General features: G+C 39.2%; 16 protein-coding genes and 1 pseudogene. All 17 read right to left on the bottom strand.

Annotated features, from left to right (window positions below):
* Positions 1-3581 (bottom strand): lectin-like domain-containing protein (locus QM917_RS08680; RefSeq protein ID WP_414285472.1); only part of this gene is annotated, 3581 nt, incomplete at its 3' end.
* Positions 3582-4312: 731 nt separating this feature from the next.
* Positions 4313-7105, bottom strand: coding sequence for an isoleucine--tRNA ligase (ileS, locus tag QM917_RS08675; protein WP_414285471.1), 2793 nt, complete (start codon positions 7103-7105; stop codon positions 4313-4315).
* 274 nt (positions 7106-7379) lie between these two features.
* On the bottom strand, positions 7380-8138 hold the full coding sequence (locus tag QM917_RS08670) for a DivIVA domain-containing protein (protein WP_075231300.1): 759 nt from the start codon (positions 8136-8138) through the stop codon (positions 7380-7382).
* Between the two features lie 9 nt (positions 8139-8147).
* A complete protein-coding gene (locus tag QM917_RS08665) occupies positions 8148-8933 on the bottom strand; it encodes an RNA-binding protein (RefSeq protein ID WP_315640765.1) in 786 nt (261 codons plus the stop codon).
* The gene (locus QM917_RS08660; RefSeq protein WP_315640763.1) at positions 8930-9193 is read right to left on the bottom strand and encodes a YggT family protein; all 264 of its coding nucleotides are present in this window, start codon (positions 9191-9193) and stop codon (positions 8930-8932) included. Before QM917_RS08660 ends, QM917_RS08665 begins: the two co-directional genes overlap by 4 nt.
* Positions 9193-9744 (bottom strand): cell division protein SepF, encoded by a 552-nt coding sequence (locus QM917_RS08655; RefSeq protein ID WP_075231297.1) that lies wholly within the window; start codon positions 9742-9744, stop codon positions 9193-9195. Before QM917_RS08655 ends, QM917_RS08660 begins: the two co-directional genes overlap by 1 nt.
* A gap of 9 nt (positions 9745-9753) precedes the next feature.
* Positions 9754-10425, bottom strand: a complete 672-nt coding sequence (locus QM917_RS08650; RefSeq protein ID WP_414285470.1) for a YggS family pyridoxal phosphate-dependent enzyme — start codon at positions 10423-10425, stop codon at positions 9754-9756.
* Between the two features lie 5 nt (positions 10426-10430).
* The gene (gene ftsZ, locus QM917_RS08645; protein ID WP_414285469.1) at positions 10431-11687 is read right to left on the bottom strand and encodes a cell division protein FtsZ; all 1257 of its coding nucleotides are present in this window, start codon (positions 11685-11687) and stop codon (positions 10431-10433) included.
* 17 nt (positions 11688-11704) lie between these two features.
* Positions 11705-13078, bottom strand: coding sequence for a cell division protein FtsA (gene ftsA / locus QM917_RS08640; RefSeq protein WP_281335631.1), 1374 nt, complete (start codon positions 13076-13078; stop codon positions 11705-11707).
* Positions 13079-13682: 604 nt separating this feature from the next.
* Positions 13683-14321, bottom strand: a complete 639-nt coding sequence (locus QM917_RS08635; protein WP_414269628.1) for a DUF1919 domain-containing protein — start codon at positions 14319-14321, stop codon at positions 13683-13685.
* A gap of 12 nt (positions 14322-14333) precedes the next feature.
* Positions 14334-14493 (bottom strand): annotated as a pseudogene (locus tag QM917_RS08630) (NAD(P)-binding protein); the annotation flags it as partial.
* A 59-nt stretch (positions 14494-14552) separates the two neighbouring features.
* Positions 14553-15404, bottom strand: coding sequence for a dTDP-4-dehydrorhamnose reductase (gene rfbD, locus QM917_RS08625; protein ID WP_125451052.1), 852 nt, complete (start codon positions 15402-15404; stop codon positions 14553-14555).
* A 65-nt stretch (positions 15405-15469) separates the two neighbouring features.
* Positions 15470-16519 carry a dTDP-glucose 4,6-dehydratase gene (gene rfbB / locus QM917_RS08620; protein WP_414285468.1) on the bottom strand — a complete coding sequence of 350 codons (1050 nt, stop codon included), beginning with the start codon at positions 16517-16519 and terminating at the stop codon, positions 15470-15472.
* An 11-nt stretch (positions 16520-16530) separates the two neighbouring features.
* The gene (locus tag QM917_RS08615; RefSeq protein ID WP_075231291.1) at positions 16531-17124 is read right to left on the bottom strand and encodes a dTDP-4-dehydrorhamnose 3,5-epimerase family protein; all 594 of its coding nucleotides are present in this window, start codon (positions 17122-17124) and stop codon (positions 16531-16533) included.
* The gene (gene rfbA, locus QM917_RS08610) at positions 17125-17994 is read right to left on the bottom strand and encodes a glucose-1-phosphate thymidylyltransferase RfbA (protein ID WP_075231290.1); all 870 of its coding nucleotides are present in this window, start codon (positions 17992-17994) and stop codon (positions 17125-17127) included.
* 201 nt (positions 17995-18195) lie between these two features.
* Entirely contained in the window at positions 18196-18744 is a 549-nt protein-coding gene (locus QM917_RS08605) for a GNAT family N-acetyltransferase (protein ID WP_153225228.1), read from the bottom strand.
* A gap of 9 nt (positions 18745-18753) precedes the next feature.
* Positions 18754-18927, bottom strand: a complete 174-nt coding sequence (locus tag QM917_RS08600) for a hypothetical protein (protein WP_194251832.1) — start codon at positions 18925-18927, stop codon at positions 18754-18756.
* Positions 18928-18949: the final 22 nt, after the last annotated feature.

Raw genomic sequence — 18949 nt, 5'->3', positions numbered from 1 at the left:
GCTTCCTTAACAGTCTTATCGCCTGTTAGGGTTGCTGTTGTTCCATCTGGGAACGTTACAGTTGCTGATCCATCGTTTCCTACTTCAACCTTAGTTGCTGTTGGGTTAGCGTCTTCTACTGCTTTCTTAACGGCATCTTTTTCTGGTTGAGTTAAGGCTGATGTGTTTTGAACTGGTGTCTTAGCTGCTGGTTCTTGAACGCCCTTAGAATCTGCTGCTTTAACAGTTTGTGCTGGTGTCAATTTAGCTGTTGACCCATTTGAGTAAGTTAATGTTGTTGAACCATCATTTCCAACTACTACTGTTGTCGCATCTGGGTTCTTTGTTCTTACCGCTGCTTCTACAGCTTGTTTTTCTGGTGTAGTTAAGGCTGACGTATTCTTAACTGGTGTTACTGTAGGTGCAGTTGGTTTAATTGTAAATACTGAGTCTGCACTTAGAGTATCTGTACTTCCATCCTTATAAGTAACCTTAACATTCGTACCATCTAAAGTAACACTTCCGATCTTGTCACTGAATGTTGGATTGGCATCTTTAACAGCTTTTTCAATAGCACTTGCTTCTGGAACAGTGTTTGATGTAATAGGTGTTGATGGAGCTACTGCAGTATACTTGAATGTTTGTGGTTTCCACATAAAACGGATACGCCCAAGTTGTCCTGGTGTAGTCGCATCACCAACATGTTCATAACCTGTATTACCCGCCGCATCTTCAGCAAAGAGGTAACGAGTGATTTGTCCACTACTTTCTGTGTAAGTGTTTTTAGGAACTTCACCAGTTACGCGAACGATAGCTGGAGTTGACTCTGTAGCAGTAGTTTCTACATGAATACCTTCAGTCTTAAGATACAAACCACCTTTAGTTCTACCGTTTAAGAAGGTAGTGTCTTCTGCACCAAGCCCACTGCGGTTATCTTGTGGTAAAGCCAGATAAGCTTTTACAATCTTACCTGAATTATCAGTTACCTTTAGCTCAATATTATTTTCTTCACCAGAGTAAACATAAATGGCTTGTGTCGCAGGATCATCATATGGAATGTGTAAGGTCGGACGAACTGTCTCTTTTACAGTAACTTTAGTTGGAGTTGATGTGTTTTTAGCTGCATCTGTTGCTGTAACACTAATTTGATCATCAGCACTCAAAGCTGGAACTGTGATTGAAAACTCACCATTGTCACCTGCTTTTGCAGAAGCTTTTTGTCCATTTTGAAGAGTTACTTCTACGGTTGAGCCTGGCTCAGCTGTACCTGTTACTGCTGTAGAGGCTGCTGTCACTGGGTTTACTTTTGGTGCTGCTGGTGGTGTTGTATCTGCTGGTTTTGCTTCTACATTAATTTCTTTCCAACCAACAGGACTTGTGTATTTATCTTCTTTAATGTTTGAAACTACCTTAGCCTTACCTGGTTGGATTTGCTCTTTCATTTCAAGGACAATAGTATCAAAGAAACCATCAGTAGAGTATGACTTAACAACTGCTTTTGATTCGTCTTTTGAAGTCCATGCCCCTGGAATTGAATCGCGTTTAATAGCTACTACACTTCTAGCGTTACCAGCTTTAGGATAATCAAAGTAAGCAATTCCCGCATCATGTGGCACTTTCAAAGTAACTGTAGTAGTTTCTGCAACAATACTTTGTTTATCAGAAGAAGTTTCAGACGGTTGAACAACTGATTCACCAAGTCCAACTTTAACCTCTGTTTCAGCACTTTCTTCACCATTGATCGTTTGGGTAACTGTCAATGTATCTCTTGGAACCAACTGATCTTGCTCAGTGATATTACTGTTTACACCAGTTGGAAGAGTTGCAGACCAAGAACCATCCTCAGCAACAGTCACATTATCAACAATTGTCTTACCAGCAACAGCAATTTTGATTGTTGCGCCTTTTTTACCAATTCCTGAGATGGTATTGTCTGTTGACTTGATACCTGGCTCTGTCATAACACCGCCAACTTGTAATGTTGGAGTGACAGTAGGTCCAGCTGGTGCAAATACATAAGTCAACAACTGCCCACCTGGAGTTAGGGTAACGGTATTGTTTCCTTCGTTATATGAAGGTGCTTTGCTTGCATCGATTCTCTTTAATTTATAACCTTTAGCTTCGACTGCTGCAATTTTGCTGTCTTGGGTGCTAAGGTTAATAACCTCATTTTCATCACCGGGAATCGCACTACTTGCTTCAATTTCATTACCTTTTGCATCAACAAATTTCATGTGGACGATTTGTGGCGCTGTAAACTCAAATCTTTCAATCTGAACGCGTTGCAAGTTAGTACCAGAACCTGTACTTCCTAAGAACGAAAGGGCAAAGGGTGGATTATTTTTAGTCAAGGCATTCTTAGCGTCAGTTGTCATGATGCTAGTGTTAGCATTTTTTAAGTTCGTTGTCCAAGTTTGTGAGCCATAAGTTACTGTAAAGTTTTTATTTTCATCGTATTCAATTTTAAAGTCTACCCATTGGCCACTTGGAGCTGGATTTAGAGCTTTGGCTGCTGAGCTACTTGTCGTTACCCTACCAGCATTATTTGATGAGTAGAATGAACCGAAGGCATTTGTTTTCCAGGCTCTCCCACCATATTGTGGATCGGCTGATGCATTTTGGTTGGCATTTGGGTTAGAAGTGTTGTGCCATGAGTCTAGTTTGAAACCAAAGGCATTTTTGATAGTACCCATACCAATAGAGGCTCCAGATTGACCAATAGTATTTACCTTACCTGTATGGAAGACGAAACCAACTCCATCACCACCTGGTCGGCCATCTGCATCAGTTTTGCCTTCGTATTTATTACCAATATCTACCTTACCAGTGAAGGTAAAAGGTTGTCCAGAGTTAATTTTAAAACGTAGGTAAGCACTACCAACTTGACCTGAAACGTCATCTGTCAACTTAATAGTACCTGTTGATTTATCATAGGATGCAGTTCCACCTTCTTGGAAGAAACTTTCAAAGTTATCTTTGGTTACGATAGCACGAGCAAGGTTAGTTTCATCAATTGAACGTGTTGTACCTTCAGCAACAGCACGTTTGCTTCTGACTTTAGGAGTTGCTGAAGATTCTGTAGTTGCTTCAGATGTTGTTTCAACTGTTGTCTCAGCTGCTTCAGTAACTTCCTTCACACTTGCCACAGCATGAGTCAAACGTTCAACACTTTGGTTGATTTGATCTTGGCTTGCTGAACCGTTCGCAACTAATGCTTCTGCTTCTGCAATTGCAGCTGCTACTTCAGCTTTAACTGAAGCTTCTTGACCATCCAAGTTTTTAGCTTTAGCTTGTGTCAAAACAGCTTCTAGTTGAGATTTGTCAGCTGAAACGACAGTTGTTGCTGAATTTGCTTCTACTGCTTCAGTCGCAACTGGGCTAGTTGCAGCTGGTGCAGCATAGGTAGGTCCTTCAGCATTAGGTTCTGCTTGAGCTGTTCCTACTGTAGCATCCACTTTAGCTTCTGCAGTGTCAGCTTGAACTGTTGGAGTAGCTAGGGCAGCTCCAATCGCAAAGACTAGAGAGCAACCAAACAAGAAATGTTTTCCTTTTTTGATCATCCGCCAGTTCTTTTGTTCCGCATTTTTACGATTAAAATACATCAAATGTTCTCCTTTTATGTTTATGTAGTATTATATATACAGCTTTATTATAATCTTTTTACTCAGATAAATCAAATTTATTCTTTCAGTTTATTACATTCCAAATATATACATATAAGTTTTTATAATATCTAAATATAGTTTTTCTCTATTTTGTTAGTTTTTTTCTTAAAAACTTGATGTTCTTTTAAAATCAAAAAGAGCAGAAATTTTCACCACACAACCATATATATTGTATGTTTTATTAGAAACTCTTTCCTTAGCTTCCTAGAATACATTGATTAGCTGCTAGAATTCCAAATTTATACACGGACTTAGATATTTCTTAAGCAGCCTGCTAACAAAAAGGGCAATTTTATTTTATAGTGAAATGAAATAAAATCTGAACAAATTGACTAGGGAAATCAAATCAATTTCTATCCATATTTTAGAAGCAACAGTGTGCTATACTATATTTGATTGAAATAAGGTATGAACAATTCGATTAGGAAAGTCAAACTAATTTCTAGAAATATTTTTAGCAGTCATAATGTATGATTTTAGATTCAATCTACTATATTATGGATTCAATCCACTATACAAAAAAGATACTTGGTAAAAAGGGCATTACAATAAAAAAACGCATAATACCAGACTTGCAAAAGTCTTGATATTATGCGTTTAATGTTGGAGAGTGCTATTGGCCTTTCTTTTCAAATTACCCTTTGGACTACCCTCGCCATTTTTTACTTTTATTTTACTTCAAATCCTTCTGCGACTGCTTCCGCAAAGTTTTCTTCTACGATGATTGCGCAGTGGTCACAGATGATTGCGTGGTAATGACGTTCTGCTGTTGTCGGGTCGATACGACGGCAACGGTCACACACTTCACCAGCTGCACGTTCTACAGTGAAAGCTACATCTTCAAAGGCTACTGCACCTTCTGGAGCTGCACCTTCTGCGATGGTCAACTCAGACACAATCAAAAGTTGAGCTACATTGCTATCAACAGCTCCAAGAAGAGTTTTCACGACTTCGTTTGGATAAACAGTCAAGTGAGCTTCAAGGGATTTACCGATGACTTTGGCATTACGAGCTTCTTCCAAGGCTTTTTGAGCTTGACCACGGAAGTCCATAAAGGCTGCCCATGTGTCCAAGATTTCCTCTTGATTAGCAAATGTTTGAGCTTCTGGCAATTCTGACAATTGAACAAAGTCTTCTGCTTCAAACTCAAGATATGACCAGATTTCTTCCGCAGTGTGAGGAAGGATTGGTGTCAAGAGTTTAGTGATTTTCACCAGGATGTCATAGAAGACAGTCTGCATTTGACGGCGTTCCAATGATTTGGCACCTTCGATGTAAACAACATCTTTGGCAAAATCAAGGTAGAAGGCAGACAAATCAACGTTGATAAAGTTCACTAGGGCTTTATAGATTGTCAAGAATTCAAAGTTTGCATAAGCGTCACGAATGGTCTTAACAAGTTGGTTAAAGCGGATGGTCATGTACTTATCAACTGAACGAAGTTCTTCGTAAGCTACTGCATCCTCAGCTGGGTTAAAGTCAGATGTATTGGCAATCAAGAAACGAAGCGTGTTACGGATCTTACGGTAAGTTTCAGAAACTTGGCTCAAGATATCCATAGAGATACGTACATCGTTGCTTGAGTCAACACTTGTTACCCAGAGACGCAAGATTTCAGCACCAAATTGTTTCTCAACATCGCTTGGAGCAATGGTATTTCCAAGAGATTTAGACATCTTCTCACCTTTACCATCAAGGGCAAAACCTTGTGACAAGATTTGTTTGTATGGTGCCACACCATGGTTAGCCACAGATGTGATAAGAGAAGAGTTGAACCAACCACGGTATTGGTCAGAACCTTCAAGGTAGAGGTCGGCTGGGTATTTGAGTTCTGGACGGTTAACCACGACACCATTCCATGATGAACCTGAGTCGAACCAAACGTCCATGATGTCTGTTTCTTTCTTGAACTCACCATTTGGTGAACCTGGATGTGTAAATCCTTCTGGCAAGAGGGCTTTAGCATCACGTTCCCACCAGATAATTGAACCATGTTCCTCAAAGAGTTGAGCTACATGTTCAATCGTTTCAGCTGTCATGATTGGTGTGCCGTCTTCTGCGTAGAAGATTGGAAGAGGAACTCCCCAAGCACGTTGACGAGAGATGACCCAGTCACCACGGTCACGGATCATGTTGTAAAGACGGACTTTACCCCATTCTGAATGGAATTTCACTTTTTCGATTTCATCTAAAATATCTTGACGGAATTTTGATACTGAAGCAAACCATTGTGGAACTGCACGCCAGATGATTGGTTTTTTCGTACGCCAGTCAAATGGGTAGGAGTGAGAGATTTCTTCTTGAGCAAGAAGGAGGTTGCCTAGTTTTTCAATGACAGTTGGCACTACCTTGTCGTAGAATTGACCTTCAAACTCAGCGCCAGCATTAGCCATCATGATACCACGTTCGTTAACTGTCACAGCAACTTCAAGACCATTAGCCACACCAACATTGTAGTCGTCCTCACCAAAACCAGGAGCTGTATGGACGATACCTGTACCAGAGTCAGTTGTAACGTGGTCACCAAGGATAACGAGTTCATCTACTGCAGTATCCCATGGGTGTTCTGTCACGATATGGTTCAATTCTTGACCACGATAAGTCGCCAAAACTTGAACATCAGTCCAGCCAAATTTCTCAGACAAGCTAGTCAATAATTCTGCAGCGACCACAAACTTACGAGCTTCACCAGTAGGTTGAACCAAAACGTAATCAATATCCGCACCAACAGTCAAACCACGAGAAGCAGTGATAGTAAATGGAGTTGTTGTCCAAACAACGATATAAGTATCAGTGTCTAGGACACCTTTGCCATCTTTGACTTTGTTGGCATAGTAAAGGGAAGTTGAAAGCAAATCATGGTATTCAATTTCCGCTTCAGCAAGAGCTGACTCAGATGACCAAGACCAGTAAACTGGCTTGGCACCACGGTAGATGTAGCCCTTGTTAGCCATCTCACCGAAAACACGGATTTGCGCTGCTTCATAGTCAGGGGTCAAAGTTACATATGGATTTTCCCAGTCACCAGACACACCTAAACGTTTGAAGTCTTCGCGTTGTTTATCTACTTGAGAAAGAGCGTATTCACGGCAAAGTTTCAAGTATTCAACCAAGTCCATTTCTTTGCGTTTGACACCTTGTTTTGCCAAGACTTGCTCGATTGGCAGACCATGTGTATCCCAACCTGGGATGTATGGCGCGTAGAATCCTGACATAGACTTAGAACGAACAATGATATCTTTTGAAATCTTGTTCATAGCATGACCAACGTGGATATTTCCGTTAGCGTACGGAGGTCCATCATGAAGAGTGAAGTGAGGTTTCCCTTCATTCAACTCTTGACGACGTTGGTAGAGTTTTGCTTCTTCCCACTCTTTTTGCCAGACTGGCTCTTTTGTAGGAAGGCCTGCACGCATTGGGAAGTCAGTTTTCCCAAGATTTAAAGTTTCTTTGAGTTTCATGATATCTCCTTTTTTATATAGACAAAATAAAAACCACGACTCGCTAAAAAGGACGAAAATCGTGGTACCACCTTTGTTCGGAAAAAGAACTAGTCTTTCTCCCTCTTTTCCCGTAACGTGGGCAACGTCAAATCCTACTAACTTCAGACTTGATAACTTGAGAGGATAATCTCATCAACAGGGATTGTAGGACTTCCACCATCTCCTACTCGCTGGAAATATGTTTGATTAGATCTTGTTCTCAGATTTTACAATTATAAATATTGAGAAATTGTTATTCTGAATCCTCTTTAGACTCAGAACTCATTTCATTATTTACTAACGAAGATAAGTCAGATAAAGTTGATTCATCCTGTGCTTCCATCAATTCACGATTAGTTGCTTCTATACGTGCTTGGAGCTCAGCAACCTCTTCAGGTGAAAATTGACGAGTCAAATCATTGGCTTCCTCCTCATGAAATGCTGAAATATTTTCCCCCAAAGCCTCTCTAACCACCTCTTTAAAGACTTCATCACTAGTTTGTAAATAAGTTGCTGTTGGACGTAAAATTTCTTCCCAATCAGATGAATCAACGATTGCCAATTGACTTTCAATTGTAGATTTCAAGCGTTGATGGAAGACGCGACTCTTATTCTTCAGTTCTTCTGTCTCAATCGCAACCTTCTTAGCATTATCAGTTGCTTGACGTAAAATTTCATTTGCCTTGTACTTAGCTTCATCAAGCAAACGTTGTGATTCCTGTTCAGCATGATGAATGATATTATGAGAGCGTTCAGTAGCTGCTTGTTTAACTCGCTCAGCAGTATCTTGAGCAATTAACACAGACTGACTCAATGAATCTTTCATCTCATCAAAATAAGACAAACGCTCTTCTAAATTTCTAATTTGTTGCTCTTTATCATGGTTACTTCGAACCAATGTTTCATAGTCTCGAACTACAATATCGAGAAATTCATCAACTTCTTCAGGATCAAAACCTCTAAACTTAGTACTAAAGCTTTTATCCTTAATCTCTAACGATGTAATTGGCATATTTTCCCCTCACTTACTTAATAATAATTGTATTGTCAATTTCTTCTTATCCCTTTTTGTCTGACCATTTTCTCTCAGAACACTAATCCTTCCAAAACGTCTGACACTTACTAAATCACCAATCTTAACTTGATAATCAGATTTTTCAACCAGATGGTAATTTACCTGAACATATTTTCTTTCTAATAACTCAGCTGTCTGAGAGCGAGACAATTTCAGAACATTTGACAAGAAAGCATCCAAGCGCATACTCGGAACTAAAACTTCCTTTTCCTGATAATCACTCTCGGCTTCTACCAATTCTTCAAAGGATTTGACTTCAAGTTTGACAGGCAATCGAGCAATCTTTTGAATCCCATCTTGAAAGAGAGAAGTGAATTTTTGGTCCACAATGATTTGAGCTCTATTTTCTGTTACCAATATATCACCAAATAACTTGCGATCGATTCCCAGACGATTCAGAACAGTTCCTAAAATCTTGGAATGAGTCAATTGGTCAAACTTGCTAGAATAAACAATCTCAAGCAAGTCCATTTCAAAATCCGTCAAAGTCGGTATGAAATAATCTGGTGCAAGTAGTACACGACTATACTCGCTAGCTATAAAATCATTGCTAGAAAAAACTTTAATTCCTTGATGATTGCCCAATGTCTTTAAAATAAAGACCTGATGAGGGTTGATAAAGGGAGTTAAGATGGGAGCGTAGTGCTCCTCAACCTGCCTGAGCCACTCCAAACCTTTATCAATAAAAGGTATATCCTCGACTGAAAAATGCTGATAGATATCTTTTCTCATGCTAGTATATAAAGAAAACGAATGAGATAGTTTCCAACAAGATGAACCAAGATGACAGCTACCCAGACTGAAAAATCTAAACCACCAATACTTAGTGGCAAACGTCTCAGGGGTTGAAGAATCGGTTTGACTAAATTAGTCAACAAACGACCTGCTCTAGTCTCATAGGCAGTTGGAAACCAGGATAAGAGAGCAAACGCTACAAGTATCATAGAATAGATATCTGTAGCGTTTTGAATAAAGCGAACTAGAAATATCATTATCTCACTCGTTTTCTCTTCATATCGAAATCAAACTCTTCACCATGAGTTCCCTCTGGCAAGCGAATATCTTCGATGTTAACCACAACTCCTACTGGTGTCAAAAGGTACATGGTATTTGCAACCTTTCTTAATTCACCAGCAAGTACATGACGAGCTCCATCTAAATAGTCTAGACAACGACGCGCTTGTACTTCAGTCATGTATTGGAAATCGATTAAAATACTTTCATTGCCTGCTAGTAAATCAACGATATCCGTTGCATCTTCGTAGCGACGAGGATAACGAACATCAATGGTTACCTTTTCTGTACTACGATGACTCTTCATCGCTAATTCTTGCTGACGAGCATGAAGGCGCGTAATATTTTTTTCCTTTGAATTCACTTGTGAAGGCTGAGGAAGTTGTTGAGCTTGTGGAAGTTCTTCCATGGGGGCAGAAACTGATGTTAGCGTTTTTTCAGGCTTTAATTCAGCAACGTTTGGTGCCACTTCTTCTCCATCTTCAGTGAAATAATCTATAAACTTTTCAAATTTATTTTTTAGTGACATGGTTATTTCCTACTTAAAAAATGCTGTGCCGATTCGAACGAAAGTTGAACCACATTGAATCGCTTCTTTGAAGTCTCGACTCATACCCATACTTAGTTCTGTCATCGGCATATTGGGGAGATGTTTTTCTTGAATGTTTTTTTGCAATTCTTGCGTTTCTTTAAATATCTCTAGTAACTCTTGACTAGTTGCTTCAAATGGAGCCATGGTCATCAGTCCCACATACTCAATCTGGTCTAATTCTGAAAGTTCTGGTAAGAGGGCTAACAATTCTTCTTTCGAAAAACCGTGCTTGCTCTCTTCCTTAGAAATATTTACTTGCAAAAAGCACTTAATCTTGTGGTCTGCTCGTTTTTGAATTTCCTGAGCTAGCTTTAAGGAATCTAAAGCATGAAAATAATCCACATAAGAAATCACTTCCTTGACTTTACGTCTCTGTAAGGTTCCAATCAAATGCCAGGTAAGATTCTTATCACTTAGAGCATGATACTTGTCAAGAAATTTATCAACACGGTTCTCACCAATGTGTTGCACTCCTTGCGAAACCAAAGCTGAGGCTGTTTCAACATCTACATATTTGGTCACCGCAATCACAGAAACCGAGTCGTTTTCACGACCAACTTCCTGAACTGCATTCGATATCTGTTGAAAAACAAGGTTCGTATTTTCTTTTAAATTCATCTTCATTAACGATTTTTAAAGAATGGTGGTGTTTCCAACTCATCTTCATCCGTAGCTGCTGGAACTTCAAAACGTTCCACTGGAGAAACAACCGGCTCTCCTTGACGAACGATGGCATCGCGTCTCAAGTCCCAGTCACCAAAAGCTGATGTCTTTGGAGCTTCTGGACGGCGATAACTTGGAGTTGGAATTTCTGCTGTATCAGCCATATCAAAATTACGATCAAAAGTCTGCGCATGACTAGTTCGAGCAGGTTCGCGGTGTGTTGCTTGGCGCGGTTGAGGAGTTACAACTTTCTCAACTTTATCCTGACGTACTCCTGTCGCAACAACCGTCACACGGATTTCGTCTTTCATTGTCTCATCAATAGATGTTCCAAGCCAGATGTTAACGCCATGCCCAGCTGCTTGGTTAACAATCTCTGATGCTTCTTCAGCTTCAATCAAAGTTAAGTCCAAACCACCAGTTACGTTAACGATAACATCCTCAGCACCATCGATAGTTGTTTCAAGAAGTGGTGAGTAGATTGCTTTGCGAGCAGCTTCTACAACACGTTCTTCACCGCTACCGATACCAATTCCCATAAGGGCGTTACCTTTATTGGCCATAACAGTCTTAACGTCTGCAAAGTCCAAGTTGATCAAACCAGGATTTGTAATCAAATCTGTAATCCCTTGCACACCTTGACGAAGAACGTTATCTGCTTCACTCAATGCTTCAAGAAGTGGAGTCTTCTTGTCAACGATTTCTAGCAAGTTGTTGTTTGAGATAATCAAGAGTGTATCAACATGCTCACGAAGTTCGTTAATCCCTTCGATGGCAAATTGTCCACGTTTGCTTCCTTCAAAACCAAATGGACGAGTGACAACACCGACTGTCAAAGCACCAAGACTCTTTGCAATACGAGCGATAACTGGTGCAGCACCTGTACCAGAACCACCACCCATACCAGCAGTGATGAAGACCATGTCAGCACCACTGATCGCTTCTGTCAATACTTCTTCGCTTTCTTCTGCAGCTTTACGACCAACTTCAGGTTGACCTCCTGCACCAAGTCCGCGAGTCAATTTAGGGCCGAGCTGGATAACTGTCTCAGCTTTTGTACTGCTCAAAGCTTGTACATCTGTGTTGGCTGCGATAAATTCAACGCCAGAAACGCCTTCGTCAACCATACGGTTGATGGCATTCCCACCACCACCGCCGACACCGATTACTTTAATTACTGCACCTTGTGCTGCTGCTGTATCAAATGAAAATGTCATATTTATATTCCTCTATTTTATTCGTCAAACATGCTTCCAATCAAGCTACGGAAACGATCTGTTAATTTACCTTTGCTCTTTTCTTCTGATTGAAGAGGAGCTACTGGTTCAACAGATTGGTTTGTTTCAGGCTCAGGTGTTGTCACTGTATTAAATACTGGTCGTGGAGAAACAGGTGAAACAGGTTGAGCTGAACTTCTAAAGTCAAGTGGCTGGTGGCTTAAAGTATGTTCCCCTCGAATTGCTCGCTGAGCTAGAACATTCACTTCAGTAAGGCTTCCAGCGAATTCTGACAAGCTAATGACATGGGCAAAAGCAGGATTGCGAATCCCAACTTGATTTGGTACGAATAACTTAACACGGACTCCAAATACTTCTTGGGCCAATTCAACGACACCTGGAAGGAGGGCATTCCCACCAATCAAAGCAATACCTCCTGGCAAGTCTAATAGGTGACGTCTTTCCAAATCTTGCTTAATTTGCTCAAAAATGTGCTTAAGTCTTGCCGAAATAATCTCAGCCAAGTATTCTTCAGTCACTTCAACTGGTTCAACTTCACCGATCACTTCAACTTGGAAAGTTTCCTTGCTAGCTAGTGGTGGATAAGCTTCACCATAGTTCAATTTTAGACCTTCTGCAATTTTCTTAGAAGTCTTGAGAACTTTTGAAATGTCTTTTGTGACATAATCGCCACCCTCTTGGTTGACATTTGTATATTGAAGTTCTTGGTTGCGAATAGTGGCAACCGTCGTTTGGCCACCACCCATGTCGATAACAGTCGCACCAAACTCACGTTCACCTTCATTCAAGACAGAGTGAACCATTGCAAGAGGTGAAATAATCACGTTATCAACTTGAATGCCTACACGCTCTACAGTTTTACGAAGATTATGGAGAATCGTACGTGGGCCAGTGTACAAGAGACCGCGCATTTCCAAACGCACACCCATCATCCCGCGAGGATCACGAATTCCTTGGAATCCATCTACGACAAATTCCTCTGGAATAAAGGTGATAACTTCACGGTCTGGAGTCATACTTTTAGTCAAAGCTGATTTAACTACATTTTCAACATCTTGATCTGTAATTTCTCTTGTATCTGATGTCACCGGAATCATACCTTGAGTTGGCTCAACTTGTAGCAAATTAGCTGGCAAACCAACGTTTACAGACTTGATTGAAATTCCTGCTTTTTCTTCTGCTTGAGAAATTGCAGACTTAATAGCAGTCGCTGCTGCTTCGATGTCAACGATAATCCCATCTTTGACACCTTTACTTTTGGCATTACTTACGCCAATTACATTTACTTCACCATTTACAAGCTCTGCAACCAACACTTTAATAGAGCTAGTTCCGATATCTAAGCCTGTAAAAAAACCATTCCTAGTCATTACACTGCGTCCTCTCTATCTTACCAGTTTCACACTTCTATTTTTAATAGCTACACCAAGGCATAACTACTCACAGAATATTATAACACAAAAAATACATTCGTGCTCGAATTTTCTAACATTTACGCAAGCTTTTTCTTGAATTTTTATAATTATCCGACGATTTCATCGGTAGATAAATAAAAAGAAAACGGCTGGGCAAACGCCCCCTTAAAACAAGAAAACGCATAATATCAGATGTTCAAAAAACTTGATACTATGCGTTTTATAACGGAAAGATTTACTCAATTTTATCTTCAAATTGAGTTTTTACCTCCTCCGCCTTTTATTTGAAAAAAACAGTAAAAAAGCGCAAAAAATCACTTCTTGTTCTATACTATAATTGAATTGAATTTTTTTATTTTGGGTGTTAGAACTGTTTCCTCAGTCCTAGCGCCTTTTCTGTTTGATAAGTCTGCTTGATGGAGAGCAGTTTGTAAATGATTCTAAGAATCTTATGGGTGCAAGCAATGACGGATTTCATCTTATTTTGTCATGAGTTAGCAGGATCTGCCTGCTTAGAGTTTTATTAATCAAAATTTCATATTTTATTTCAAAAATATCCCTATTTTCTATTTAATTGTATTATTCCTTCATTAAAAAATTTAATATAATCAAAAAGATCAATATCTCTTTTTCCTACCAGTATATTTCTATATCCTAGTAGACTTTTCACTTGTATTTTACCATTAATTATTTCATTAGCTTTTGGAATATGTATGGCAGACTTTATTTCTGGCATCTCCTTACTTACGAACACAACTTTATTTTTATAGGATAATTTATCAAATTCCAATATATCTTCATATGTACATCCATCCCGCTCTATCATGAAAATAAATAAATTGTCCAAATTTACTCTTCTCTTTCTTTCATTCCATTTATCTTTTAATTCTGAAAAATTTTTATAATGTAAACCATGTATCTCTATATCATTACATAAAGCGATAGGATAATCACCTGACCATTCTTTTTCCGCTAGTGGTTGCTCAAAATAGTAAGTCAAATTCTTACAAAACTTAACAAATGAGCTGGGTTCGATAAACAAGTTCACTGTTGGAGACATAAATTTAAGCCCTAATTTATGACTTATTACACCTCCAAGACAGTTAGAGCTTATTACCGTGAAGTCAGAATTTTTTAAATCTAATCTTTTCTTCTTAATCATATTAAATTCTAATGCTTTTAAAAAATATTTTATCATACTATTCTTCCCTCCATACTGATGAACTTGAATACCTTCCTCTTCACGGGTATAGATATTACCCGCGATGTGATTCCTTTTTCAATGACTTTTACTTTTTGCCTTTTAAGGCTGCTTCATGGGCAAAGACTGCACCAAAGAGACCAGCACCGACAACAAGATAATCGTACATCTTATGCTCCTTTGGAGTTTATCTGCCTCTTTTATTAGACTAGAAAATCATTCTACTACTTATCTCACTTCTTGTTTGTAAAATTCTTTCAAGGCATCTTGCCAAGTTGGAATGACAAATCCAGTAGCTTTAGCTTTAGTCAGGCTCATCGTTGAGTTTAGCGGACGTTTAGCTTTTGCTGGAAATTGACTGGAATCTACTGGCTTGATTTCCACATCTGTATCTTTCAAAATTTCAACTGCAAAATCATACCAAGTTGTGTCTTCTGTAGCATCATTTGACAAATGATAATAACCAAATTCCTTACGGTTTTCAGCTAGGTAGGTCATGAATTCAGCCAAGGTACGAGTCCAAGTCGGACGACCGTGCTGATCATTTACAACTGTTAAAGTCTTATGATTTTTCGCAAGATTTTGCATGGTAAAAACGAAGTTTTTGCCATAATTTCCAAATACCCAGGCAGTACGGATAATATAGAAATTAGATACATGCTTCTCAACTAATTCTTCTCCCATACGCTTAGTACGACCATATTCTGTCTGTGGATCTGGTCGGTCATCAACTTCCCACTCTTGTCCAACTGGTTTCTTACCGTCAAAGACATAGTCAGTAGAAATATAAACTAAAGTCGCACCATGCTTTTCAGATGCTTTTGCGACATTTTCTGTCCCCGTCACATTGATGGCAAAATCCAATTCTTTCCCTTCATCCTCTGCTGCATCAACAGCGGTGTAGGCTGCACAGTGGTAGACTAAAGTTGGTTTCACCTCTTCAAAAACCTTCTCAACCATTTCTGCATTGGTAATGTCCATCTCAGCCACATCTACTGCCACATATTCTTCATTACGTTCATCCAATAAATAACGAAGTTCAGTTCCTAATTGGCCTTTTGCTCCTGTAATTAAAATCATCTATAGCCCTTTCTAATATGTAACCCTTTCCAATATAGCAATAAAAAGCAGTTATTTCCTGCTTTTTATAATGTAATAATCTCCTGAGTCTTAGCATAATTGGCTTCAACAGCTTCTTTTTCTCCCTGCCACCACTCTTGGTTATCTTTGTACCATTGAATGGTTTCTTTGAGACCTTGTTCGAAGTTGGTGAATTCTGGTTTCCAGCCCAACTCATCACGGAGCTTGCTTGCGTCAATTGCATAACGAAGGTCATGTCCTGCACGGTCAGTCACATGATCATAGGCATCGGCAGGTTGTCCCATTTCCTTAAGGATAAGTTCCAAAACTTCCTTGTTGTTCTTCTCGCCATCAGCACCAATCAAGTAGGTTTCACCGATTTGCCCTTTTGTCAAGATTGTCCAAACTCCTGAAGAGTGGTCATTGGTATGAATCCAGTCACGAACGTTCTTACCTTCACCGTACAATTTTGGTTTAATTCCACTTAGAATGTTGGTAATCTGACGTGGGATAAATTTTTCAATATGTTGATAAGGACCGTAGTTATTTGAACAGTTAGAAATCGTTGCCTTGACTCCAAATGATCGTACCCAGGCTTTGACAATCAAGTCTGAAGCTGCCTTAGTTGATGAGTAAGGAGAGCTTGGATTGTATTTGGTATCAGCGGTAAATTTCTCACCTGGACCTTCACCATGACCTGGCAAATCCTCACGTAGAGGAAGGTCTCCATAAACTTCATCTGTAGACACATGGTGGAAACGAATATTATATTTACGAGCTGCTTCCAAAAGAGTATAGGTTCCGATGAAGTTGGTATGGATAAATGGTGATGGATCATTGAGTGAATTATCATTGTGACTCTCAGCGGCATAGTGAACAATAGCATCTGCTTGAGCTGCCAACTTGTCTACCAACTCTGCATCAGCAATGTCACCAACAACTAACTCAACACGATCACCTAAAATTTCCTCAATATTAGCGCGGTTCCCAGCATAAGTCAACTTGTCTAGGACTGTCACGTGAACATCTGGAAAATTCTTGTAAACATAGTGGACAAAGTTGGATCCGATAAAGCCAGCTCCACCTGTCACGATAATTTTTTTGTATTCAGTCATATTCTTTCCTTTTACAAATCTTCTTTTTTCAAAGGTTTTACATCCTTAAGTAGTGGATGATTTTTATCTGCTTCTGAAACCTCTGCTTCTGCAAGATTTTCCCATTCAATACCAAGGCTTGGATCAGCGTAGTTTACAAAGGCATACTTAGGTTTGAGTTCGAGAGCCCAATAATCATTGACCAGATAACTATAAGAAACTGTATCTGATAGGACTTGAAAACCATTGGCCACACCCCGAGGAACAAAGATTCCCTTGCTCGCATCAATTACTGTCTGGTAGGTATTTCCGAAGGTTTCGCCCTCACGTAAATCAACCCAAGAGCCCAGAACTTTCCCACCATCTGCTACAGAGATGTACTTATCCCAAGGCTCTGCATGTAGGCCACGGAGAACATTTTTGCGTGAGAAGGATACATTGTTTTGCAATTTCCCTTCTGCAAAGAAAGATTCTGGAAATCCAAGTGGAAGCATTTTTTCCTTTTGGAAATTTTCTTTAAACCAGCCACGATTGTCTCCATGAACGGGGATATCAAACTCCAGCATACCTGGAATAGCTTCAACCTTGTGTGCCGCAAGCGTCTTACCGAAAAAATTATCTGCCATCTATGCTTCTCCAATCAAACGGAGCAGATACTGCCCGTATTCATTTTTCTTAAGTGGTTGGGCTAAGGCCAATACATCTTCGCGACTGATATAGCCCATACGGTAAGCAATTTCTTCCAAGTTCGCCACCTGAACATTTTGCATTCGTTGAACTGTCTCGATGTACTGTGACGCCTCTAGCAAACTTTCATGAGTGCCAGTATCCAACCAAGCAAAGCCACGTCCCATAACCTCAACCGATAAATCTCCACGATCTAGGTAAGCCTTGTTGACATCTGTAATTTCCAATTCACCACGCGGGCTTGGTTTTATATTTTTGGCAATTTCTACCACATCATTATCGTAGAAATAGAGACCTGTAACTGCATAATTGGAACGAGGATGCTCTGGCTTTTCTTCGATAGAAATAGCGTTCATATCCTTGTCAAACTCAACAACGCCAAAGCGTTCTGGATCCTTCACATGATAGCCAAACACAGTTGCTCCTGACTCCTTACTAGCTGCCTTTTGTAGCATCTTCGAAAGGCCAGGACCATGATAGATATTGTCACCTAAGATCAGAGCAACACTATCATCGCCAATAAACTCTTCCCCAATGATAAAGGCTTGTGCCAAACCATCTGGACTCGGTTGCTCTGCATAAGAAAGTTTAATCCCGAACTCAGAGCCATCTTGCAAAAGTTCTTTGAAACGAGGCAAATCTTGAGGAGTTGAGATAATCAAAATATCCCTAATCCCAGCCAACATCAATGTTGAAAGTGGGTAGTAAATCATCGGTTTATCATAAACCGGCATCAGTTGTTTTGATGCAGCTCGAGTCAACGGATATAAACGTGTCCCCGAACCACCCGCGAGAATAATACCTTTCATAGTAGGGTACCTTTCTTTGTTGTTTTAGAGTCAATTACTATTAGTTGTGTACTGCTCTAAAAGGAAAATAATCATCACATTTTTTCAAATTATTATCTAAAAATTACAGAAAATTTCTTCTTTATCCATAAAAAATTCACTTATTTCATAGTACATTTAGTATAAAATGAAATAAGTGAATTCTACTTTGTTTATATACAATTAAAAGTCATTTCCTAACGATGTCTCAAATAACTGTGTAAGAGGCATAATTTCACCATTTCTTAGTTTTTCAATACTAAAATACATAGTAACTGGTTTTCCATTATAAATCGCCATCTCTCTAGGATCAATGAAACCCAGTTTTTCATAGAATTCTACAGCATCCTCTAAAGCATGAACTCTTACCCCTTTTATTGGTAACCAACAGTCAATAGTTAAAGATAATCGAAGTGCAAAGGTCACCAAAAGCGAACCAATCCCTCTTTTCTGGCAATCCTTGTGAACACCAAGATAGTCTATACTAATTCCCATCTCTTTACCCTGAGCGATGAAAGAAAATGATACTAGTCTACAAGAAATAAAACCTAGTAATTCAAAATTTTGATTTACAATAGCTAACACATGGCCTGATTCTTCATCGTATTTGTTGTAAATATCCAAAAAAACATCATTCAATTCTTGATATCCACAATCAAAAGCTCTAACATCCTCATCATTTAAAATAGATGATGAAGTACTTATTAATTTCAATTCATCAATAGAATCCAAAACAGGTAATTAGTGCGTCTCCTTACTAAACACTTTCAAACGTTTACTTTTCTCATTCAGTCGTCGTAATCTACGACTCACATCATCAGATAAGTCATACTCACCATTTAAAATAGATAAAATATGTTGTTTTTCTTCATCAGTCTTCTCTTCAGTAAGTACATCTTTAAAAATTACTGCCATTATTCTCACCTCACTTCGATGG

The organism is Streptococcus infantis (assembly GCF_047460685.1).
In the GTDB taxonomy this organism is placed as follows: Bacteria; Bacillota; Bacilli; order Lactobacillales; family Streptococcaceae; genus Streptococcus; species Streptococcus infantis_AD.
This window is presented reverse-complemented; position numbering and strand designations above follow the sequence as displayed.